Annotated in this window: 21 protein-coding genes and 1 tRNA gene; 10 read left to right on the top strand and 12 right to left on the bottom strand. The window is 60.9% G+C overall.

Translation table 11 applies throughout. The annotated features are described in order from the left end of the window. Positions 1-77: 77 nt before the first annotated feature. Positions 78-914, bottom strand: a complete 837-nt coding sequence (locus ACILSE_RS19665; protein WP_395719141.1) for a DUF1080 domain-containing protein — start codon at positions 912-914, stop codon at positions 78-80. A 115-nt stretch (positions 915-1,029) separates the two neighbouring features. On the opposite strand from ACILSE_RS19665, the gene ACILSE_RS19670 reads away from it, so the two are divergent. Both ACILSE_RS19670 and ACILSE_RS19675 read left to right on the top strand, forming a co-directional pair. Next, positions 1,030-1,106, top strand: a tRNA-Met gene (locus tag ACILSE_RS19670). 358 nt (positions 1,107-1,464) lie between these two features. Then, entirely contained in the window at positions 1,465-1,866 is a 402-nt protein-coding gene (locus ACILSE_RS19675) for a hypothetical protein (protein WP_395719142.1), read from the top strand. A gap of 538 nt (positions 1,867-2,404) precedes the next feature. Here the strand turns inward: ACILSE_RS19675 and ACILSE_RS19680 are convergent. The 7 genes from ACILSE_RS19680 to ACILSE_RS19710 all read right to left on the bottom strand — a co-directional run bounded on the left by ACILSE_RS19680 (position 2,405) and on the right by ACILSE_RS19710 (position 8,777). Continuing rightward, a complete protein-coding gene (locus tag ACILSE_RS19680; RefSeq protein WP_395719143.1) occupies positions 2,405-3,946 on the bottom strand; it encodes a DUF5906 domain-containing protein in 1,542 nt (513 codons plus the stop codon). Positions 3,947-3,949: 3 nt separating this feature from the next. Further along, positions 3,950-4,984 (bottom strand): hypothetical protein, encoded by a 1,035-nt coding sequence (locus ACILSE_RS19685; RefSeq protein ID WP_395719144.1) that lies wholly within the window; start codon positions 4,982-4,984, stop codon positions 3,950-3,952. Then, a complete protein-coding gene (locus ACILSE_RS19690; protein WP_395719145.1) occupies positions 4,981-5,403 on the bottom strand; it encodes a hypothetical protein in 423 nt (140 codons plus the stop codon). Before ACILSE_RS19690 ends, ACILSE_RS19685 begins: the two co-directional genes overlap by 4 nt. 335 nt (positions 5,404-5,738) lie before the next feature. Further along, positions 5,739-6,419: a hypothetical protein gene (locus tag ACILSE_RS19695; protein ID WP_395719146.1), complete on the bottom strand. Its 681-nt coding sequence runs from the start codon at positions 6,417-6,419 to the stop codon at positions 5,739-5,741. Continuing rightward, positions 6,416-7,738 (bottom strand): tyrosine-type recombinase/integrase, encoded by a 1,323-nt coding sequence (locus ACILSE_RS19700; protein WP_395719147.1) that lies wholly within the window; start codon positions 7,736-7,738, stop codon positions 6,416-6,418. The genes ACILSE_RS19695 and ACILSE_RS19700 overlap by 4 nt, the downstream gene beginning before the upstream one ends. A gap of 178 nt (positions 7,739-7,916) precedes the next feature. Continuing rightward, positions 7,917-8,285: a cupin domain-containing protein gene (locus ACILSE_RS19705; RefSeq protein ID WP_395719148.1), complete on the bottom strand. Its 369-nt coding sequence runs from the start codon at positions 8,283-8,285 to the stop codon at positions 7,917-7,919. A 6-nt stretch (positions 8,286-8,291) separates the two neighbouring features. Beyond that, complete coding sequence (locus tag ACILSE_RS19710; protein WP_395719149.1) at positions 8,292-8,777, bottom strand: phage regulatory CII family protein; 486 nt, start codon at positions 8,775-8,777, stop codon at positions 8,292-8,294. A gap of 129 nt (positions 8,778-8,906) precedes the next feature. On the opposite strand from ACILSE_RS19710, the gene ACILSE_RS19715 reads away from it, so the two are divergent. Beyond that, entirely contained in the window at positions 8,907-9,695 is a 789-nt protein-coding gene (locus ACILSE_RS19715) for a hypothetical protein (RefSeq protein WP_395719150.1), read from the top strand. 121 nt (positions 9,696-9,816) lie between these two features. Beyond that, positions 9,817-10,467, top strand: a complete 651-nt coding sequence (locus tag ACILSE_RS19720) for a DedA family protein (protein ID WP_395719151.1) — start codon at positions 9,817-9,819, stop codon at positions 10,465-10,467. Here the strand turns inward: ACILSE_RS19720 and ACILSE_RS19725 are convergent. Beyond that, on the bottom strand, positions 10,464-10,883 hold the full coding sequence (locus ACILSE_RS19725) for a hypothetical protein (RefSeq protein WP_395719152.1): 420 nt from the start codon (positions 10,881-10,883) through the stop codon (positions 10,464-10,466). The genes ACILSE_RS19720 and ACILSE_RS19725 overlap by 4 nt on opposite strands. A 134-nt stretch (positions 10,884-11,017) precedes the next feature. On the opposite strand from ACILSE_RS19725, the gene upp reads away from it, so the two are divergent. Both upp and ACILSE_RS19735 read left to right on the top strand, forming a co-directional pair. Further along, entirely contained in the window at positions 11,018-11,638 is a 621-nt protein-coding gene (upp, locus tag ACILSE_RS19730) for a uracil phosphoribosyltransferase (protein ID WP_395719177.1), read from the top strand. Positions 11,639-11,690: 52 nt separating this feature from the next. After that, complete coding sequence (locus tag ACILSE_RS19735; protein WP_395719153.1) at positions 11,691-12,617, top strand: metallophosphoesterase family protein; 927 nt, start codon at positions 11,691-11,693, stop codon at positions 12,615-12,617. A gap of 65 nt (positions 12,618-12,682) precedes the next feature. Here ACILSE_RS19735 and ACILSE_RS19740 read toward each other — a convergent pair whose 3' ends face one another. Continuing rightward, entirely contained in the window at positions 12,683-13,147 is a 465-nt protein-coding gene (locus ACILSE_RS19740; protein WP_395719154.1) for an EVE domain-containing protein, read from the bottom strand. Positions 13,148-13,262: 115 nt separating this feature from the next. Further along, positions 13,263-14,378: a D-TA family PLP-dependent enzyme gene (locus ACILSE_RS19745; RefSeq protein WP_395719155.1), complete on the bottom strand. Its 1,116-nt coding sequence runs from the start codon at positions 14,376-14,378 to the stop codon at positions 13,263-13,265. Between the two features lie 109 nt (positions 14,379-14,487). Here ACILSE_RS19745 and ACILSE_RS19750 point away from each other — a divergent pair, with 109 nt between their 5' ends. The 4 genes from ACILSE_RS19750 (at position 14,488) to ACILSE_RS19765 (ending at position 18,465) form a co-directional block, all read left to right on the top strand. Continuing rightward, the gene (locus tag ACILSE_RS19750; protein ID WP_395719156.1) at positions 14,488-15,636 is read left to right on the top strand and encodes a lactonase family protein; all 1,149 of its coding nucleotides are present in this window, start codon (positions 14,488-14,490) and stop codon (positions 15,634-15,636) included. 46 nt (positions 15,637-15,682) lie between these two features. After that, on the top strand, positions 15,683-16,621 hold the full coding sequence (gene tal, locus ACILSE_RS19755; protein WP_395719157.1) for a transaldolase: 939 nt from the start codon (positions 15,683-15,685) through the stop codon (positions 16,619-16,621). Between the two features lie 95 nt (positions 16,622-16,716). Further along, the gene (gene hisF / locus ACILSE_RS19760; protein WP_395719158.1) at positions 16,717-17,475 is read left to right on the top strand and encodes an imidazole glycerol phosphate synthase subunit HisF; all 759 of its coding nucleotides are present in this window, start codon (positions 16,717-16,719) and stop codon (positions 17,473-17,475) included. 90 nt (positions 17,476-17,565) lie between these two features. Further along, positions 17,566-18,465, top strand: coding sequence for a hydroxypyruvate isomerase family protein (locus ACILSE_RS19765; protein ID WP_395719159.1), 900 nt, complete (start codon positions 17,566-17,568; stop codon positions 18,463-18,465). On the opposite strand, the gene ACILSE_RS19770 is transcribed toward ACILSE_RS19765, so the two are convergent. Beyond that, a complete protein-coding gene (locus tag ACILSE_RS19770; RefSeq protein ID WP_395719160.1) occupies positions 18,462-20,312 on the bottom strand; it encodes an ABC-F family ATP-binding cassette domain-containing protein in 1,851 nt (616 codons plus the stop codon). The genes ACILSE_RS19765 and ACILSE_RS19770 overlap by 4 nt on opposite strands. Positions 20,313-20,329 lie beyond the last annotated feature (17 nt).

Consider the following 20,329-nt stretch of genomic DNA (forward strand, 5'->3'; position numbering starts at 1 on the left):
GAAAGCAAACAGGGCCGGAGGGGAAACCTCCGGCCCTGACGGCTCGAAAAGATGGAGTTGTGAGCGGGAAACTCAGCTCACAGCGGCCTGATCCAGACGTTCCGAAGACGCACCGGCGGGTCGTTTTTGTGGTCCTGGATGCGGATCGGTGCCTTTTCGGGAAATTCGCCGCTGTAGTCGGTGATGTTCTTGTGCTTTGTCGGCCCCATGATCTTCGTGTGGTTCTGCACGCAGATGCCGTTCACAAAGGTCGTGATGTAGGCGGGTTCGACGACTTTGCCATTTTCCAGCTTTGGGGCGGTGAAGACAATGTCATAGACCTGCCACTGGCCGGCGGGGCGGACGGCGTTCACCAGCGGCGGCGTCTGGCCGTAAACGCTGCCCGTCATGCCGTCGGCGTAGGTGGGGTTGTTGTCGCAGTCCAGCATCTGGGACTCGTAGCGGTCCATGAAGAACACGCCGGCGTTGCCCTTCTTCTGCGAATTGCCCTTCGTGTGCGGCTCGCTCATCCACTCGAGGTGGAGCTGGCAGCTGCCAAACTCCTGCTTCGTCCAGCAGTCACCACCGGCGATCATGAGCACGCCGCTGTCGATTTTCCATGGGCAGGGCACCATTTTACCGGTTTCCTTGCCCTTCTCGTCCTTCTCCTTGGCCTGGAGGGCGTCGGTGTTCGTGCCGTCGAAGATCACAATCGCATCCGAAGGCGGCGCACCCGGCTTTTCGCCAGGAGCCACGGCATTGGGACGCGGACGGTCGATGTCATGCACCTTCCACTTCGTGCCGGGAATGACCGGTGTGTCCGAGTAGCCGATGGGCGAGGGCTTTTCCGCCGCCGGAGCGGCCGGTTTTGTGTCTGCGGCGAATGCGCCGATGCCCGCGAGGGCGAAGAAGAAGGTTGGGGCGATGTTTTTCATGAAGGGAAGCAGACAACGAGAAGCCACAGGGGACGTTGCAGCGCAAGTCATGAAGTTCGTGGGAAAAACAGGTTGCCAATTCCGCAGGAGAGCGGATTCTGTCGGCCCTTCAAATCGCGGGATGGAGCAGCCCGGTAGCTCGTCAGGCTCATAACCTGAAGGTCGCAGGTTCAAATCCTGCTCCCGCAACCAATCTCAAAGCCCTGTAATTCAACGAGTTACAGGGCTTTTTGTTGGCCGATTTTCGAGGGTCGGAAAAACGGCCAAATGGCACAAAATAGCCTCAAAACAGCCTTAAAATGGCACGAGTTTGGGCACGAGTTACGCCACGAGTTCCCTAGTGAAATGAGGCGCTCAAGGTTTCCGGGGGAACTCGTGCCCGACTCGTGCCACGAAAATCAGGCTGGAACGTAGTCCTCCGGGTCTCGCATGGAAGGCGGGACGCTCTCCCGGAATCCAGGACAGGCGGTGCTTTGAGCGCCGGAAGGTGCCGCCGGGTAAACTCGTGCCCGCGAGAAAAGACACGCGTGCCGCCCACGGCTAAGCTGGCATGAAGCCTTGTGCTAAATCAGGGCTCAGCGTCGAGATCAGCGCGGCAGGTGGGGCAGAGTTTGCAGGTCGGGGCGACTTCGTTGCCGCAATAGCCACAGGTGTAAATGCTGCGATATTTTACATCTACGAGGCATGCGACGGCAAGGAGCACAGCGCCTATGATCCAATGGAAGAAGAGGAAGCAGGGCTGGCCGACGAGCACCAGAATTATGCAGGCTGTGCGCGATCCGCTCACTGGCACGCGATGACGGTGGCGATAGGTGAAAATGGGCTCGTCTTTGTTGTCGCTCATGACGTGCTAACGCTTGCAGCCTACGAGGCAAAACGCACCGCGAAAAAACATCTTTTCTGCTCTCCGCCCTCAATTTTCTCAGACGAGTCCGCCTCCCCCCCGATCTGACTTTGAAGGCCGGAAGTCTCCCAAATCGGCCTTTCGACTCCCGCCCGACTCCCACGAGTTCCCTTGATCTGCAATGGCTCCGGCGTGTTTGGGAGGCGTGGGAGACTTCCCGGCCTGGATCTTATTCATACTCTCTCCCTGCTCTCCTGCTTCTTCCCTTTTTGATCTCATGTGCATGGGTGGAAAAGAAGTCTCCCAAGTCTCCCAATGCATCGCAACGCCTTGATTCTGCGGGAAAGTGCCGGGAGTCTCGTGGGAGCCGGTGGGAGACTTTGGCCGCGCCTTTGTCGCAAAGCGCAAATAGCGACACCAAAGCGCAAATAGCGACTACCCTTTGCGCGTTTGCGCGTCGCTTTGGCGATGTCGCGACATCACGCGGAAAAGCAGGGAGACGCAAAACCCGAGTGGAGAGAGGGGCAGCAAAAAGATTCCTTATGCCGGGGGGGCTCGTCTCCCGCATGAGTGAGAAAGCGCGATTTCACCGCGCTGGGAGCCTTTCGCGCCGTCAGATATCGAGGGGAACCGGGGGAGCGTGCGCTCAATCCGTGCGCCACGCCACGCCGCGATAGCCCACGGCATCGTGTCCGGCGAAGTCCTTCACGCTGTTCGATTCGTCCGCTCCGAACAACTCCTTCATCACGACGGGAAGCCGTGCCCCGATCTCGCGATCACTTGGCACGTTCCACCGCCGGAGTTTGCACTCGTCTTTGAAGCGCTCCCGAATGTCTTTTTTCGGGAGAGACTCGCCGTCCTTCTTCTCGATCCGATCAAGCACGAATTCCCGCACGGGGTCGGAGCGGTCAAGCATGTCATCAATGAGCCGCTGCTGTGCCGGGAGAAGCGGGAGCTTGCCGGAGACGAGGCACGCGAGCGCCGTGTGCAACGCACGGTTCGCGATGCCGGAGCCTTCTTCCCGAAGGAGCACGCGCTCCAGGTCGCGAATGCGCTGCTTCAGCTCGTGAGCCATGAAGCGCACTACCACGAGCCGCCGCGCCCACGCGTCACGATCTCCCTGCATCTTGATTCGCAGCTCGTCATTCGTCGCCACGATCACGTTGAAGATGCCGTAGAACGTGGGCCGTGCGTTGCCCTGCTTCAGCTCCGCCTGCATCAAGTCGCCGCCCGTGAGTGCCTTCAAAACTTCCGCGCCGGGAGAGAGGAAGAACTTCGGGTTCACGTCCGCTCCGAGAAGCAGAGTCCGCCCGATGAAGGAGCCGAGTTCAAAGCGCTCGTGCAAGAGATGCGTGCGAAGCTGTGCCGTGTTCTCTCCGCCCACGAGTAGCGCCGCCAGCTTTCCGAAAGTGCTCTTCCCGCTCTGGCTCGCTCCCTGAAGAATGAGGATTTTCTGAAGCGCATTGAAGCCGAGAAGCCCGAAGCCGAGAAAGGCAAAGAGCAAATCGAGGTCTGCTTCCGCCGTGTCCGGGTTGAGCGCCGGGAGAAGGAACTCGTTCACCGTCCGGGGACAGTCCGCCGACGGGTCGTAGTTCACGGGGCAGCGATTGCGCGAATAGTGCCGCTTGTCGAAGCCCTCGCGAAATCCGGCCGGAACTCCATCACGGAGCACGAACACCCCGTTCGCGAAGTGAATGAAGCGCTCGCCGTGCATGAAATCCACGTCCCGCTTGAACACGTCCCGCGCTTCCGCGATGGCCTTCAGCCGATACACGATCTCGTGATCTGACTTCAAGCAAAGCCGCTCCTCCAGGTTCAAGGAAGGATAGCCGGAAGCGATCTCGCTCCGCCTGCTCTCCGCCAGCATGAAGGAGCGGACACACGCCACGAGCTTTTCCTCCGTCATCACTCGCCAGAGGCCCGTAGCCTTTTCGTAATCGTAAAAGCGCTGTTCCTCCGGCTCCCAAAGCACGTCATGCTTGGCACCGTAGAGGCCAGCGAAGAAGGGCGGAGAAAACTTCGTGATGCTGGACAGTTCGCCGTCCGTGCTCCGGTAGAATGCAGGTTCCCCGTGAGCCGTGATGAGACTTTGCCGGAGTTCGCGCTCCGTGCGTTCCTCCGCTGGATTCTTGGCACCGTTCTCCGCGGCTCGCTCCTTCGCGGAGTAGATTCGTGTTCGATTACTCATGATTCAAAAGGCCGCGATGGAGCCGAGTTCCTCGATCTCGTGCCGCTCCATCAGAAGCACGTCGTTCAAATCGCCCACGGCATCGCCGGAGTTGGTGACGAGGCCGGAAAGGTCGAAGCAATGCGCCGCGCCTCCCGCCTTCGTGATTTGGGTTTCCCAGCGAAGCGCCGCCTCTTCGCCTGCTTTGCTCGTGTCGAGATGCGGGAAGATGCGGACTCGCCGCTGTGCGATCTCCGGCAGCGCTTCAGAAGGAATCCAATTCGCCGCGCCAGTCATTGCCACCGCCGCGCATCGCCCGTGCAAATGCTCCGCCGTGATGAAGTGCCAGGCCGCGAGGAAATCGCCGGAGCCTTCCACTAGAAGCACGCTCTCCGCCGTGGCGAGGTCTGCCGCGCCAATGGGCCACGAGGCCCACGAGCCGGGTGCCGCGAGCGTCTTTTTTGCTCCGGCAGGATGTGGAAACGGCTTCCCGTCCATGCGCCGGAACTGGCAGTTCCACCGCGTCGAATCCGTGATGCACCACGAGGCAAAGCCGCGCCACGGAGCCACGAAGAGCACGCCGAGCGCCGCCGCATGGAGCACGCACTCCAGCGATACGTGGCGCTGTCTCGCGATGTGCTCCGCCTCCGTGCTCGTGGGCGCTCTCAGGGCCGGGAGAAGCGGCTTCTCACGCACAGGAGCCGCTGGCGTCACGATCTGCCGCGCCCGTGGCACTCGTGGGCCGTGCCGCCGCTCCTGCGGCTCTCCCTTCACTCCGGCGAGTTCGATGAAGAGACGGCACGCCTCGCGCATGTCCAGCCCTTCCACCGCCGCGAGAAGCGCCGGAGCGTCGAACACGTCGCCGCTTTTGAAGTCCTTCGCCAGTTCCTCGCCGCCGGAGGTGGTGAACACGGAGAAGCTCTTCCTCCGGTCATCAGGCCGGAAAGGGGCGAAGCATTCCCGCGCTGGCTCGTGAGGCCAGCCACGGAGCCGCCAGAGGTCGGAGAGCCGGAGCCGCTCCTTCGCCCGTGCCAGGGCGCTGTCGGGGTCGTGACTCATAGGCCGGGGAAGAGAGGCGGAGATTCGTCTCCGGGTTTCTTGCGCGGCTTCCGCCACGGCTTCGCGATCTCGCCACGAGCTAGGTTCACCACGGAGACGCATTCGCGGAACTGCTGCGGGTCGGAGAAGTCGAAGTTCCGAATCGGCTTCTTGTGGGCGAAGAACCACGTCACGCCGTAGCTGGCGAGGTCGAGAGTCCCGCCCGTGGCACTCTCAAAGCGCCGCCGAAAGTCCTTCAGCGATGCCGCGCCCACGAGCCGGAGAATGCACTCCGCAGGCTCCCAGCCAGCCCGGAAGCATCGCACGAGGTATTCCACGAGATTGTAAACCCTATCACTCCGGCGATAAGCAAGAGAGTTTCGATAGCTCTGCATGTAGCGCCGATGGCGGAGCCGCTTCTTGTTCTCTGGCGTGCTCATAGATACTTCGCCTCCCGCGTGAACTGCTTCGCGAGTGCGGCTTCCACCTCGCGCACGTTGTAGCGCACGAAGCGGTGCCCGATCTTCACGCACGGAATCAGCCGCCGCTGCCGCATCTTGCGGAGCCAGCGCTCCGTGGGCCTGCTTCGAGGGTCGGGGAAAAGAGCTTCGAGAAGCCCCGTGTCATCAACCAGGCCCGAACGGAGCGATTCGGGGCGGGTTCCTGTCTGTTTGGGTAGAGTTGGCGGTGCCATAACGAGCGCCACCGTGTCAAAACGTGCCGCTTGCATAATGGGGCAGAACTGCCCCGCCAGAATCTCCGGAGATTTCCTGACCTACTTTTTGCCCCGTTGTTTTTTCGGTCTGCCGCTCTTGCCACGAGGAAGGCCACTCAATCCAAGTGCTCTTCTCGCGTCCCGCAGTTCTTTGTCATCACCACGCCATTTCCATTTCTCGCGAATAACGGAATCTAGTTCGCCGATGGTTGGGAGTGACTCCGGGGCCATCGGACGCTCCCCGACAATTTCCAAAAACGCACCAAGCATAACCGCTTTGAGACCATCTTGAAGCGTCGGCTTGAACCAGCTTGGCATGGATAGGTCATCACCAAAATCTAACGCGCCTTGGCTAATCGGAAACCTGTCCACAAGCTCTGCTAAAAAGCGCAGCATTTTTGCTGCATCGTTACTCAACATCACCTCGACAAATTGCTTTCCAATTAGAGGCAGGACACCTTGCTCTGCGAGCTTTGGCCTTAATTCCGACATTTGAGCCGTCTTTGCCAGAGTTTGAATAATCAATGGCAATTGTTCCAGAAATGCGTCGTCTTTAAAATGCAGATAATCCACAACTAGATCATGCAAATTGGTGACTAAGCCAAACTCCCCAACTCTCGATCTAAGCATGATTCGTCTCCTCTCGTTCATGCAGCCTCGTTCAAACCATGCCTTTAGAAACGGATCACCATTTTTAAAACGAGGCACCCAGCTTGGCAGTTTTAACCCGGCTTCACTCATGCAGCCGTCTCCTTTCTGAATGGAATGATCTTCGCAGGCTCCGCCGCTGGCGGGAGGATGCTCCAAAAGCGCTTGGCTTGCTCTCCGCGCTTCTTCGCTGGCGATTCGTAATGCTCCTTCACGATTTGCTCGCTGTTGCCGCCTTCCTTCGCCGCCTTCGCGAAGCTGTCGAAGCTCGCCACGAAGTAGGTGAACCACGAATGGCGGCACACGTCATGCGTAAGCGCGAGCTTCCGCCGGATGTCCTTCAAATCGCGATCCGTGTTTTTCTCCGGCAGAATCTCGCCGGGGAAGGCCGCGAGCCATTTTTTCAGATTCGGCTGCATCGTGATCGTGCGCTTGCGTCCCGTTTTCGTGATGTCAGCCGGAAGCTCGATCTCCCCGCAGTCCAAATCCACGCACTCGTGGCGCTTCTCATGGCGTGCGAGCTTGTGCGCCTCCGCCGGTCGCAGTCCGGCGAAGAGAAGCAACGCATAGAATCGCGCATAGGCTCCGCCCTTGAACTCGACAACGTGCGCCATGAGTGCTTCCGCCTGCTCTGGCGTGAGAACGTCCGGCTCCGGCCTTTGCTGATGCACGAGCTTGTGAGCATAGCGCGTCGTGTTCGTGACGGGATTTTCCGAGCACCAACGGCGCTTTTTGTCGGAGCACCACGCAAAGAAGGAACTCAAGTCCGCCCGATAGCCGTTCCAGGTCGAGAACTTCGCCCGATGAGCGCCGTCCTTTGATTTCAGGCCGGAGAGGAAGGCTTCCACGTCTCCTGTGGAAATCTCGTGAACCATGCACTCCCGCTCCGCCTCTTCCGATTCCTTCAAGCGTGCCGCGATGAAAGCCGCGAACTGTGAGAGCGTGCGCTCAAGCTGGTAAATGGAGCGCTCCCGCAGTCCTTCGCGCTCCTTGCCATCAAGGAACTTCTTCCGCGCCTCCGTGAGCGTGATTTCCGTCTCTGGCGCTTTGAAGTGCCGGAGGAAGTATTCCACCACCTCGTCCAGCGAATAGCGCCCACGAAGCCGCCGGAAGGCATTCTCCGCCTGTGCGATCTGCTCCGGCTCCAAATCAGTCGAGATGGCCTTCTTGAGTTCCTTCTTGTTCGCCACGCGCTCCACGTTCGCCGTGGCGAAGCTCCGTGCCTCTTCCTCGTCTTTGAACTTCCGCCGAATGCGAGCGCCGTCTCCGTCGTGCCCTTCCACCATGAAGTAGCTGTAGTCGTAGCCGTTGCCCTCCTTCACAGAGGCGTGAATCTGCTTCAGCTTGAGCACTCCCAAGTCCTTCAAGAGGATCGTTCGTGGCTTCTTCTTTGAGTGTTTGGTTCGTGCCATATCGTGCCTTTCTGGTGTCTGAATAAGTGCCCCAAATGGCACGAGTCAAGGCACGAGTTGGCACTTCTCCTTGTAAATCAGGGCATGTCCACAGTCTCATAAACTGAAGGTCGCAGGTTCAAATCCTGCTCCCGCAACCAATTTCAAAGCCCGCAGCAAACGCTGCGGGCTTTTTGTTTCAGGATGGCTGCTCCACCTCGAAATAATCATCCTCCGCGATGTCCGGGATGCCGACGACGAGGACGCGCATCTTGCCGCGGGCGCCGTGGACGACGCCGGGCGGGATGTGGACGAGGGAGCCTTTGCTGACGGGTTGTTCGACGCCGTCGAGCATGACCGAGCCGCCGCCTTCGAGGACGTAATACAGCTCCGTGGACCGTTTGTGGTAATGGAGCTTCGCGCCGTCGATGTCCACGGCATGCGCCCAGGCGGCGGGGTGCAACTCAACGTCCTCCCGGCTGATGAGGCGGTCACGCCAGCCGCAAGTGCTGCGTTCACGCGGCGTGTGGCCTTCGTGGCGGACGAGAAGCGGGCCGGAGGCGGACATGGGAGGCTATTTCCTCGGCAGATGCGTTTTGATCTCCTCGGCGAGATGGACGAAGTCGCCCTTCTCACAAAGGCGGACGAAGCCCTCGGTGAAGCGCTTCAGCTCGTCCCACACTTTTCGGATGTGCTCGGCTTCTTCGAGCGTGATGCGGTCGTCGGACGCCGCCTTGCTGATGGCGGTGAGCAGGTCGGCGAACTGCTGCACGATCTCCTGGGTGGCAGGCATGAGCTCCATGCCACGCGGGCCGCCGCTGGCGGGATTCTGCACAAAGACGCCGTTCGCCTTATGGCAGAGCCACTGGATGAGCTGCGGATCGCGCGTGATCTCGTAGAGCTGCCGCACGCGGTCGAGCGGATTGGCGGTGCCGCTGCCCTGCAGCTCGTCGGGCTGGGACCACTTGTAGGCGAGCGAGAGTGAGACGCCCATCTGCGCGGCGACCTCCTTGAAGCTGGTGCGCTCGACAGCCTTGCTGATCACTTCATGGGATTCCATGCCCGATTTGTTTCAGAAGCGCGGCGGTTTGGCAAGCAGCATCCTTGCCGTTTTGCCCCGGCAAATGTCGAGCGCGGCCGATCTTTGCGCTTGTGGGCAAAAGCTTCGCCGCCGTAAGCTCCGGCCCTCATGAAAAAAACCCACCTTCTCCTCCTAGCGGCGGTCTCGTTCATCCTGACCTCCTGCCTTGAAATCAAATCCACGGTCATCGTCAACAAGGACGGCACCGCCACCATCGAGGAGTCCATGCTGCTCGGCGCTCAACTCGCGGCGATGGCCGCGGCCGGCGGCAGCCAGGGCGACCAGCTCAAGGGCCTCACCATGGACAAGGAGAAGGCCGAGGCGCGCGCGAAGAAGCTCGGCGAGGGCGTCACGGTGAAATCCCATGAGGAAGTCAAAACACCCGATGGCAAAACCGGCACGAAGGTCGTCTTTGCCGTCGCCGACCTCTCGAAGCTGAAATATGTGCCTTTTGAGCCGGAACAAGAAGGCAAGCCCGCCTCCAACACAGAGCCCATGACCTTCGCGCTCAGCGGCTCCTCCCTCACGATCACCAATCCGGAGTCGGAGAAGAAAAAAGGCGGCGATGCCGACAAGCCGAAGAAGAGCCCGGAGCAGCTCGCGCAGATGAAAGCACAGATGGGCATGATGAAACCCATGTTCGCCGGCATGCGCATGGCCGTGGAAGTGAAAGGCGCGGGCGGCATCGCCAGCTCCGACGCCACTCACCTCAATGACGGCACCATCAGCTACCTCGACATCCAGTTCGACAAGCTTATGGACAACTCCGACGCCTTCATGGAGGTCATGGAGTCCGGCGACGGCGGCATGAGCATGAGCGAGGCCGCCAGTAAGTTCAGCAAGGTCGAAGGCCTCAAGATCGAAGGCAAAAAGGTGGTCAAAGTCGAGCTCAAGTAGGTCTGCCAGGTCCATCCAGGGCTGATCTGCCTCATTCAATTTCTCGAAAACGGCCGGAGCGTGATGCTCCGGCCGTTTTTTTGTTTGCCGCAGCGCTTTGAAGCCGGACAGTCGCGCCCGCATGATCTCCCAGCTCCTCGATTTCGTCCTGCACGTCGATAAACATCTGCAAACCTTCGCGCTGGAGCATGGCGCACTGATTTACGGCCTGCTGTTCGCGATCATCTTCTGCGAGACCGGCCTCGTGGTGATGCCGTTCCTGCCGGGTGACTCGCTGCTCTTCGCCGTCGGCGCTTTGGCCGCGCAGGGGTTGCTGCGCATCGAGCTGATCATTCCGCTGCTCATGTGCGCCGCGATCATCGGCGACAATTTGAACTACTGGATCGGCCGCAAGGCGGGCGGCTGGATCGTGAACCAGCGCTGGTTCAAACGCGACTACCTCGCGAAGACGGAGGCTTTCTTCGTGAAGCACGGCGGCAAGGCCATCATCCTCGCCCGATTCGTCCCCATCGTGCGCACCTTCGCGCCGTTCACCGCCGGGTTCGGACGCATGGACTACCGCCGCTTCCTTTGCTACAGCCTCGGCGGCGGGCTGTTCTGGGTGCTGAGCTTTAGCATCGCCGGTTACTTCCTGGGCAGCATTCCGATCATCAAAAACAACATCAAGCTGGTGTTCCTGCTCATCATCGTCGTCTCCGTGCTGCCCATCGTGATCGAAGTGATCAAGCACAAGGCGGAGGCGCGGCGGGCACGCCAAAACAGCGGAGATTAAGGCCGCACCCACGCTCCGGTGCGCGGATCGAGGTAATAGCCTGGGTTCGCGCCCATGCCGGTCGCATTCACTGGCTGACGGGGCATCGGCGCTCCCATGAAGGGCTGGTTGGGAACATAACCGGGAACTCCTGCGCCTGGATACACAGGCACACCGCCGATGGTCTGGTAGCTCTGCACGCCGCCGGAGGACTGGATCACCGTGCTGCTGCTGCGGCTGCCGAAAAGACCGGATTCATTCTGCTGGTAAATGAACTGGTTGCCCTGCGGCATCGCCGTGGGGCCGGAACCGGGCGCGTAACCACCGCGCGGCACGGTTGCATTGCGGTTGGCGCTGGTGCTTGCCGTGCTGGCGGCGGAGGGCGGCGGGTTCGAGGACGCGTAATAATAGCTCGACCCATCCTGCGGGGCCGGCATTTCACACGAAGAAAGGCAGGCGAGGCACAAGACAAATGCGCGGAGGCTTGTTTTCATGGTGGGATCGTATCACGAAGATCGATCCGGTGGTGGAAAACTTTGCCACCAAGGGCAAACGCGGCACAATGCGGCCCATGCAGCCCGTTGTCGTTCAGCATCCTCTGGCGCAATGCCACCTCGCCGCCATCCGCGCGCAGGCGACGCCCTCGCATCAGTTCCGCCGGCATCTGAACCTGCTGGCGCGCATGCTTTTTCTGGAGGCATCCCGCGAGCTGCCCCTGCGCGAGATCAGCGTGCGGACGCCGATCACTCAAACCACCGGCGCGGCGCTGGCGCGGCCCGTCGTCTTCGTGCCGATCCTCCGCGCAGGCCTCGGCTTGCTCGATGGCATCCTGCCGCTTGTCCCGGAGGCCACGGTCGCGCACGTGGGCATCAAGCGGAACGAGGAAACCGCGCTGCCCCAGTCCTACTATGCGAATCTGCCCGCCAACCTTGGCAGCGCGGATGTTTTCCTGCTCGATCCCATGCTCGCCACCGGCGGCAGCGCCTGCGAGGCAGCGCGCCAGCTCAAGGCAGCCGGCGCCCTGCGCATCACCATGATCTGCGTCGTGAGCTGTCCTGAGGGACTTTCTGCCATGGAAAGCGCCCACCCGGATGTTCCCATCGTGACCGCCGCCATCGACCAGGGCCTGAACGACAAATGCTACATCGTCCCCGGCCTAGGCGATGCTGGAGACCGCTATTTCGGCACCTAAGATCACATTCTGACGAGCACGATCCGCATTCCTCACGACGTTTCACTTTCCCATGCCCATCTCCCTCCCACCCCTGACCCGCCGCGGCTTCTTGAAGCGCGGCTCCGCCGCCGCGTTTGGCGCGCTCGCCACGTCATCGCCCGCCGTTGAGATTCCCGAACAGGTCTGGGTGCTTTTTTCGGACACGCACATCGCCGCTGACGAGGCGCTGAACGCACGCGGCGTCTGCATGGCGGAAAATCTGCGCCGCTGCGCCAACCAGGTCCTCAAAATCGGCCAGAAACCCTTCGGACTCATCGTGAACGGCGACTGCGCCTACCTCGAGGGCATCAGCGAGGACTACGTCACCTTCCTGCGCTGCATGCAGCCGCTGCGGGAGCAGTCGATCCAGATTCACTGCACCCTGGGCAACCACGACCACCGCACTAATTTCCTCAACGCCGTCATCGGCCCGCCGCCGCCGAACGCGGAGCGGCCGATGAACGTGCCGGACAAGCACGTCACCACCGTCACCAGCGCCCAGGTGAACTGGATCCTGCTCGACTCGCTCGACCTCGTGAACAAAACACCCGGCCTGCTCGGCCAGGCCCAGCTCACCTGGATCGAGCGCGAACTGCGCAATTCGCCGAACAAACCGACCTTCATCGTCGCGCATCACAACCCGATGCAAGCCAGCATGGATGAGAAGAAAAAAGGCGGCTGTCTGCAGGACAGCGACGCCCTCTTCGACCTCCTGGCCTCATATTCAAAGGTGCAGGGCTTCATCTACGGCCACACCCACACCTGGTTGAAGACGAAACACGAGAAAACCGGCCTCCCGCTCATCAACCTCCCGCCCATCGCCTACACCTTCGATCCGAAGCGTCCGAATGGCTGGGTCATCGCCCGCATCGACGCCGATCGCGCCGAGTTTGAGCTGCGCGCCCTGAATCCGGCCCATGAGGAGCACGGGCAGAAGCATGTGATCCATTTCACCTGAGCCTGGATGCCCAGGTTCGCGGCCCTCGGGACATTACCGCCCCGAGGATCTTCGGACTCCGGCATTCAAAGTCCGCCCAGCTTGCAGATGCGGTCCCAGTGCTTCTGCTCCACCGGCGTGATGGAAAGTCGATTGCCACGACGCAGGATGAGCATGTCCGCCAGCTTCGTGTCCGCACGCAGCATGTCGAGCGTGACGAAGGTTTTGAAATCCGCCTCCCACTTCACGTCCACCATCAGCCAGCGCGGCTCCTCACGCTTGCTGCCCGCGTCGAAATACTCCGATGATGGGTCAAACTGCGTGGGATCGGGATAAGCCTCCTTCACGATCTTCACCACGCCCGCGATGCCCGGCACCTCGCAGCTTGAGTGGTAGAAAAACCCGAGATCGCCCACCGCCATCTGATCCCGCATCATGTTCCGCACCTGGTAATTGCGAACGCCATTCCAGGGTTCCGTCTTCTTCGGCCGCGACTTGAGGTCGGTGAAGGAAAACACGTCGGGTTCGGATTTGAGAAGCCAGTGAGACATTGAAGAGGAAAATGACGAAACCAGAATGTCGAATGACGAATCAATGTCGAAGCTCAAATGACAAAGTGCCGCGAATTCGAGTTTCGGAATTCCTCATTGGTCATTCAGCAAAGCGCTAAACGGTGATCAGCCGGTTCCGTGCCGTGATGGGCCAGCGCTCGGTCGTTTTGCCGGCTTCGATGACATACGCCTCGCCGTGCATCGAAACCGTCGGGCAAACGTGGCGTGGGATGCCGTGGAGCGCTTGGCCGATGACAAATTCGTGGGCGCGCTCGGTTTCGAGCACGAGGTGTTCCTCGCTCTGCATCACGGCCGTCGCATCCGGGAGTTCTTCGAAGCGCACACGCGGGTGCGGATTCTCGGGAGCGACGGATTTATGGCCGAGATCGAGCGTGATGCGGTTTTTGCCTGGTTTGCTGATCACGCGGGCCAGCAGGACGGCAGCAGGCTGGAAGGGCAGGTCGGCGGGATATTTGTCGCCGTAACCAAAATCCCACAGCACAGTGGTGCCGGGGCTGAGCGTGCGGTCGGCATAGCCCGCATGGATGCCAAAGGTGGGCGAGCCGCCGGCGACGAGCTCCTTCACCACGATGCCCTCGCCCTGCAAGCGGCAGCGGAACTGCATCACAGGCTCGAATGCGGCGTCGCAGCGCTCCCGGCGCACATCGAGGCTCTCATCGTGAATGTGGCCGTCGTAGGCGTGGATGCCGCGGAAATGCAGCAACGGCGTGTCTTTGATGACATGCACGAGGTAGGCCGCCTCGTCTCCCGGCACGATGCCGGTGCGGCTCATGCCGCAATCCATCTCGATGTAAACGCCGAGCGTGACCTTGTGCTGCTGCGCCGCGGCGGCGAGGAAGCGGATCGTCTCCTCCGCGTCGGCGATGCTGGAGAACTGCGTGCCGGGAAACTTCAGCGCCAGCTCCGCCAGCCGGTGCGCGTTGATGCCGACGCACGGCATGGCGAGCAAAACATCGGCCGCGCCGACGGCAGCACACATCTCCGCCTCGGCGATGGTGGCGGTTTTGAAGGACGTGATGCCCATCTCGATCTGCATCGCGATGATCTCGGCGCACTTGTGCGTCTTCACATGCGGGCGCAGGCGATTCGCATCTCCTCCGGCGATCTTGAGCATGAGCTGCAGGTTGTGCTCGATGCGCCCGCGGTAAAAAAGCAGCGCGGGAGACGGGATGTCAGCTTCGTTTTCGACGTGGAACCAGGCGGGATGCATGAGGCATCGTGGCGAGCGCCATAGGCGCGGTCAAATCCACGTTACAGAGCCAGCGTCGCCGCAGAGCAGGCTTGACCATGTCGGCCGTCCCCGTCAGCATCCGCACGCCATGAACCGCTCCACGCTTTCCTTCGTTTTTGCCGCCCTCACCACCACTGCCATCGCCGGGGAGAACTTCCTCGTCTATTTCGGCACCAACACGAACGCCAAAAACGGCAGCAAGGGCATCTATGTGGCCCGTTTCAACTCCGCCTCCGGCGAGCTGACCCAGCCCGAACTCGCCGCCGAGGCCGGCAATCCGGGCTTCCTCGCCATTCATCCGTCGAAAAAGTATCTCTACGCCATCGGCGACGTGACGCTGCCCGATGGCAAGAAAGGCGGCGGCATCAGCTCCTTCAACATCGACCTCAAATCCGGCAAGCTCACGCCGATCAACCAGGCCAGCGCCGTCGGCAGCGGCCCCTGCCATGTGAATGTCGATAAAACCGGCAAAATGGCCGCCCTCGCGAACTACGGCAGCGGCAGCGTTGCTTCCTATGCCATCAAAGACGACGGCTCCGTCAGTGAGGCTGCCAGCTTCATCCAGCACGAAGGCTCCAGCGTCGATCCGAAGCGCCAGACCGGCCCGCACGCGCATTCGGTGAACTTCAGCCCTGACAACCGCTTCGCCTTCGCCTGCGATCTCGGTCTGGACAAGGTGCTCATCTACAAAGTCGATCCCGCCACCGGCAAGATGACGCCCAACGAGCCCGCCTTTGCCAAAACACCCGCAGGCGGCGGCCCGCGTCACCTCGCCTTTCACCCGAGCGGCAAATACGTCTTCGTGAACAACGAAATGGCCATGACCGAAACGGTCTTCGCCTACGACGCGGAAAAAGGCGCTCTCACCGAGATCGAAACCGTCTCCACCTTGCCCGAGGCTGATCGCGGCAAAACGGGCTTCAGCACCGCCGAGACGCTCGCGCATCCGAACGGTCGCGTCGTGTATGTTTCCAACCGCACGCACGACACCATCGCCGTCTTCGCCTGCGACCCTGCGACCGGAAAACTCACGCTCATTCAAAATGTTCCGGTGGAAGGCCAGATCCCCCGCAACATCTGCCTCGACCCGACCGGCAAGTGGCTCGTCGCCGCACATCAGAACAGCGGCACGGCGGCGCTTTTCAAAGTCGATCAGGACAGTGGCAAGCTCACCTTCACCGGCACCAAAGTGAATGTACCGGGCAGCATCTGTGTGAGGTTTCTGGCGCTTGATTAAGCTGCTGCCGCCCTTACTCTCGCGGCCCCAAAACACCCCAAAGACCATGACCCAGCTCGATCAACTGAAGCAGCACACCGTCGTCGTCGCCGACACCGGCGATTTTGAAGCCATGAAGGCCTACAAGCCCCAGGACGCCACGACGAACCCCTCCCTCATCCTCCAGGCGGCCTCGAAGCCCGAGTACAAAGCGATCTTCGACAAAGCCGTCGCCGACGGCAAATCCGGCGGTGTGGACGCAGTGATGGACAATCTCGTCGTCGCCTTCGGCCTCGAAATCCTCAAGATCGTGCCGGGTCGCGTCTCCACCGAGGTGGATGCCCGCCTCTCTTTTGACACACAGGCGAACATCACCAAGGCCCGCCAAATCATCGGCCAATACGAAAAGGCCGGCATTGGCCGCGAGCGCATCCTCATCAAGATCGCCTCGACGTGGGAAGGCATCAAAGCGGCCGAGGTGCTGCAAAAAGAAGGCATCAACTGCAACCTGACGCTGCTCTTCAGCCTGGCGCAGGCCGTGGCGTGCGCGGAAGGCGGCATCAAGCTCATCAGCCCGTTCGTCGGCCGCATTCTCGACTGGTTCAAGAAGAGCACCGGCAAGGATTTCACCGGCGCGGAAGATCCGGGCGTGCAGTCCGTGACGCAGATCTACAACTACTACAAGCACTTCGGCTACAAGACCGAGGTGATGGGCGCAAGCTTCCGCAACAAGGGTGAAATCACCGAGCTCTGCGGCTGCGACCTGCTCACCATCAGCCCTGGCCTGCTCGGCGAACTCGCGGCGAGCAGCGATCCGATCTCCCCGAAGCTCAACGCCGCAAACGCCGCCTCGCTGAAGATCGAGCGCATCGGCAGCGACGAGAAGACCTTCCGCTGGCTCTTCAATGAAGACGCCATGGCGACTGAAAAGACCGCTGAAGGCATCCGCAACTTCGCCAAGGACATCGTGAAGCTCGAAACGATGGTGAAAGCGGCGATCGGCTGAGTCCGAGCCGGGATGGAGTGATGGAGTTGTGGAGCATTGGATTTCCCAAGCTCCAACCATCACTCCAGCACTCCCACACTCCATTGCTCCCCGCCATGCTCACCAAACGCATCATCCCCTGCCTCGACGTGAAGGAAGGCCGTGTCGTCAAAGGCACGAAATTCCTGCAGCTTCGTGACGCGGGCGATCCGGTGGAGTGTGCGCAGGTTTATAATGCGCAGGGGGCCGATGAACTCGTCTTCCTCGACATCACAGCGAGCCATGAGGAGCGCAAAACGATGGTCGATGTCGTCGCACGCACCGCGGCGAGCTGTTTCATGCCTTTGACAGTCGGTGGCGGCATCCGCACCGTGGCGGACATGCGCGAGATGCTGCTCGCAGGCGCGGACAAGGTCGGGATCAACACCGCGGCCGTCAAAACGCCGCATGTGATCGACGAAGCCGCAGAAGCCTTTGGCTGCCAGTGCCTCGTCGTCGCGATCGACGCGAAACGGAACGAAAAGGGCTCCTGGACGGTTTACACGCACGGCGGCCGCAATCCGACGGAGCTCGACGCCGTCGAATGGGCCGCGGAGGTCTGCAAACGCGGCGCAGGCGAGATTTTGCTGACCAGCATGGACGCGGACGGCACGAAAAACGGCTACGACATCGCGCTGACCCGCGCGGTGAGTGAGGCGGTGACCATTCCCGTCATCGCCAGCGGCGGCGCAGGCAAAGTCGATCACATGGTCGATGTGCTACGCGACGGCAAAGCCGACGCAGTGCTCGCCGCGAGCATCTTCCACTTCGGCGAATACACCGTGGGCGATGTGAAGCGCTTCCTCAGCGAGCACGGCGTGCCAGTGCGCCTCTGAAAGGACGACAGACACTCCTGTCTGTCGTTGTGCGCATCTCCCACGATTCTCTGCTTGGAATCCTGCACACCATCCGTGTAGGCTCCACGCATGACTCCGCAAAATCTCTCCCGTCGTCAGTTTGGAACCCTCGCCAGTGTCAGCGCCATCGCCGCGATGCTGCAAACGCAGATCGAAGCCGCCGACAAGGCCGCGGGTGGAGGCAAGGTGAGGCACTCCGCCTGCAAGTGGTGCTACAAGGAGCTCCCGCTGGAGGACTTCTGCCTCGCCGCGAAGGAGATCGGCCTCGAATCGGTCGAGTTGCTTGATCCGAAGGACTTCGCCACGGTGAAGAAGCATGGCCTGCACTGCGCCATGGTGAGCTTTCCCACCATCGAAGGCCCTGGCGGCGTGAAGATCGGCCCGATTCCGAAGGGCTGGAACCGCATCGAACATCACGACCTGCTCGTGCAGGCCTACGAGCCGCTTTTGAAGACCAGCGCCGAGGCCGGCTTCAAGCAGGTCATCTGCTTCAGCGGCAATCGCGAGGGCATGAGCGACGAGCAGGGTCTCGAAAACTGCGCCAAAGGTCTCCAGCGCCTGCTTCCGCAGTGTGAGAAGCTCGGCGTCACGCTGGTCATGGAGTTGCTCAACAGCAAGGTGAACCACCCCGACTACATGTGCGACAAGAGCGCCTGGGGCGTGTCGCTCGTGAAGAAGCTCGGCTCGCCGCACTTCAAGCTGCTCTACGACATCTACCACATGCAGATCATGGAAGGCGATGTCATCGCCACCATCAAACGTGAACACGAATCCTTCGCTCACTACCACACCGGCGGCGTGCCCGGACGTGCCGAGATCGACGAGACGCAGGAGCTGAACTATCCCGCCATCATCAAAGCGATCCAGCAAACCGGCTACACCGGCTACCTCGGCCAGGAGTTCATCCCGAAGCGCCCCGACAAGCTTGCATCGCTGAAGCAGGGCGTGACGATCTGCACGGTGGGCTAGGTCGCCGCCAGTTTCTCTACTTCTTCGGCCGCTTTTTCCCACTCGGTGGTCATTTTTGCGATCTTCGGCTCGATGGCTTCGAGTTCGGCGCTGAGGTCGCGAAATTTGACGGCGTCGGCGTAGGTGGCTTCGTCTTGGAGGAGTTCGACGATCTCGTGTTTGCGTTTGTCGAGAGTGGCGAGTTCGGCTTCGATCTTGGCGACGCGTTGCTCCGCGTCTTTTTTGGCTTTGCTGCGGGCGTTGCGGGCTTCGGCTTCGAGACGCTTCTGTTCCTTCGACTTCGGCGGCTCGCGGACGGCGGGGGCGGTGTACGAAACGGGCTGGGCGTTGTGCAGGGTGGCGGTGAGGGCTTCGCGGGCGCTGCCGGCCTTGGTTTTGTCGAGGTAGTATTGGTAATCGCCCGCGTAGGGCGTGATGACGCCGGCGCTGACGTGCAGGACGTTTTTCGCCATCTTTCGGATGAAGTGCACGTCGTGGCTGATGAAGACGAGCGTGCCTTCATATTGATCGAGCGCGTTGATGAGGGCGTCGATGCTGCCCATGTCGAGGTGCGTCGTCGGCTCGTCCATGAGGAGGAAGTTCGGCGGATCGAGCAGCAGGCGCACGAGCACGAGTCGGCTTTTTTCACCACCGCTGAGCACACCGACGGGTTTGAAGACATCGTCGCCATGAAACAAGAAAGAGCCGAGCAGAGTGCGGCAAAGGTTTTCACCGGGACGACTCGGCAGGTCCATGGCGGACTGCAGCACGGTATGGCGCATGTTGAGCACATCGCCGCGATACTGGGCGAAGTAGCCGAGTTTGACGTTGTGACCGAGCTCGCGCGTGCCGGCCTGCTGCGTGAGCGCACCGGCGAGAAGCTTCAGCAGCGTGGATTTGCCCGCTCCGTTCGGACCGACGAGCACGGTGCGCTGGCCGCGCTCGATTTCGAGGTCGAGGCCGTGATACACCGGCGTGTTGCCATAGGCGAAGTCCACGTCCTTCATGCGAATGACACGCTGGCCGCTGCGCGGCGGCTGAGGGAAGCGGAATTTGACCGTTTTGGCGTCGGCTACGGGCGCTTCGATCTTTTCGATGCGGTCGATCATCTTCGCTTTGTCCTGGGCACGGGAGGCGAAGTTGGCCTTCGCTTTGAATTTATCCACCCAGGCCTGCATCTTGGCCAGTTCGCGCTGCTGGTTGTCGTAGGCACCCTGCATCTGCTCCATGCGCGCGGCTTTTTCCCGCAGGTAGTCGTCGTAGTTGCCGGTGTAGCGCGTGATTTTGCTGTGCGCGACCTCAAGGATGCTGTCGCAGAGCGTGTTCAAGAATTCGCGGTCATGCGAGATCATCAAAATGGCCCCTGGATAGCCGAGCAGGTAATCCTGGAACCAGATGAGCGATTCGAGGTCGAGGTGGTTCGTCGGTTCGTCGAGCAGCAGCAGATCCGGCTCCTGCACGAGCAGACGCGCCAGATGCGCACGCATCACCCAGCCGCCGCTGAGAGTGCGGGCATTACGCTCGAAGTCCGATTCGCGAAACGCCAGGCCGCTGAGGATGCGTTTGGCCTTTGGCTCGACTTCCCAGCGATGGTTTTCATCAAGATGACCTGTGGCGAGCTCCAAAACGGTCACGTCGTCAATTGGAGCACTCTCCTGCGGCAGGAAGCCGAAGGTGATGCCGCGTTCCATCATCACTTTTCCTTCATCCGGCTCCGCATCTCGCAACAGCAGCGAAAACAAGGTCGATTTGCCCGCGCCGTTCGGTCCGATGAGGCCGATTTTCTCACCACGATTGATGTGAAAAGACACCTGGCTGAACAAAGTGCGGCCGGCGTAGGTTTTGCTGACGTTGGAGACGGAGAGCATGCGGGAATTTGGGGCGC

The organism is Prosthecobacter sp., from assembly GCF_044236155.1.
Classification (GTDB): domain Bacteria; phylum Verrucomicrobiota; class Verrucomicrobiia; order Verrucomicrobiales; family Verrucomicrobiaceae; genus Prosthecobacter.

Bases quoted from the DNA above. Each gene is read 5' to 3' on its own strand.
- ACILSE_RS19705 (WP_395719148.1), bottom strand. From the start codon at position 8,285: ATGTCCGCCTCCGGCCCGCTTCTCGTCCGCCACGAAGGCCACACGCCG.
- ACILSE_RS19690 (WP_395719145.1), bottom strand. From the start codon at position 5,403: ATGAGCACGCCAGAGAACAAGAAGCGGCTCCGCCATCGGCGCTACATG.
- hisF (WP_395719158.1), top strand. From the start codon at position 16,717: ATGCTCACCAAACGCATCATCCCCTGCCTCGACGTGAAGGAAGGCCGT.
- ACILSE_RS19745 (WP_395719155.1), bottom strand. From the start codon at position 14,378: ATGCATCCCGCCTGGTTCCACGTCGAAAACGAAGCTGACATCCCGTCT.
- upp (WP_395719177.1), top strand. From the start codon at position 11,018: ATGCAGCCCGTTGTCGTTCAGCATCCTCTGGCGCAATGCCACCTCGCC.
- ACILSE_RS19675 (WP_395719142.1), top strand. From the start codon at position 1,465: ATGAAGCCTTGTGCTAAATCAGGGCTCAGCGTCGAGATCAGCGCGGCA.
- tal (WP_395719157.1), top strand. From the start codon at position 15,683: ATGACCCAGCTCGATCAACTGAAGCAGCACACCGTCGTCGTCGCCGAC.
- ACILSE_RS19700 (WP_395719147.1), bottom strand. From the start codon at position 7,738: ATGGCACGAACCAAACACTCAAAGAAGAAGCCACGAACGATCCTCTTG.
- ACILSE_RS19735 (WP_395719153.1), top strand. From the start codon at position 11,691: ATGCCCATCTCCCTCCCACCCCTGACCCGCCGCGGCTTCTTGAAGCGC.
- ACILSE_RS19725 (WP_395719152.1), bottom strand. From the start codon at position 10,883: ATGCCGGCCCCGCAGGATGGGTCGAGCTATTATTACGCGTCCTCGAAC.
- ACILSE_RS19765 (WP_395719159.1), top strand. From the start codon at position 17,566: ATGACTCCGCAAAATCTCTCCCGTCGTCAGTTTGGAACCCTCGCCAGT.
- ACILSE_RS19665 (WP_395719141.1), bottom strand. From the start codon at position 914: ATGAAAAACATCGCCCCAACCTTCTTCTTCGCCCTCGCGGGCATCGGC.
- ACILSE_RS19685 (WP_395719144.1), bottom strand. From the start codon at position 4,984: ATGAGTCACGACCCCGACAGCGCCCTGGCACGGGCGAAGGAGCGGCTC.
- ACILSE_RS19770 (WP_395719160.1), bottom strand. From the start codon at position 20,312: ATGCTCTCCGTCTCCAACGTCAGCAAAACCTACGCCGGCCGCACTTTG.
- ACILSE_RS19715 (WP_395719150.1), top strand. From the start codon at position 8,907: ATGAAAAAAACCCACCTTCTCCTCCTAGCGGCGGTCTCGTTCATCCTG.
- ACILSE_RS19740 (WP_395719154.1), bottom strand. From the start codon at position 13,147: ATGTCTCACTGGCTTCTCAAATCCGAACCCGACGTGTTTTCCTTCACC.
- ACILSE_RS19710 (WP_395719149.1), bottom strand. From the start codon at position 8,777: ATGGAATCCCATGAAGTGATCAGCAAGGCTGTCGAGCGCACCAGCTTC.
- ACILSE_RS19720 (WP_395719151.1), top strand. From the start codon at position 9,817: ATGATCTCCCAGCTCCTCGATTTCGTCCTGCACGTCGATAAACATCTG.
- ACILSE_RS19695 (WP_395719146.1), bottom strand. From the start codon at position 6,419: ATGAGTGAAGCCGGGTTAAAACTGCCAAGCTGGGTGCCTCGTTTTAAA.
- ACILSE_RS19750 (WP_395719156.1), top strand. From the start codon at position 14,488: ATGAACCGCTCCACGCTTTCCTTCGTTTTTGCCGCCCTCACCACCACT.
- ACILSE_RS19680 (WP_395719143.1), bottom strand. From the start codon at position 3,946: ATGAGTAATCGAACACGAATCTACTCCGCGAAGGAGCGAGCCGCGGAG.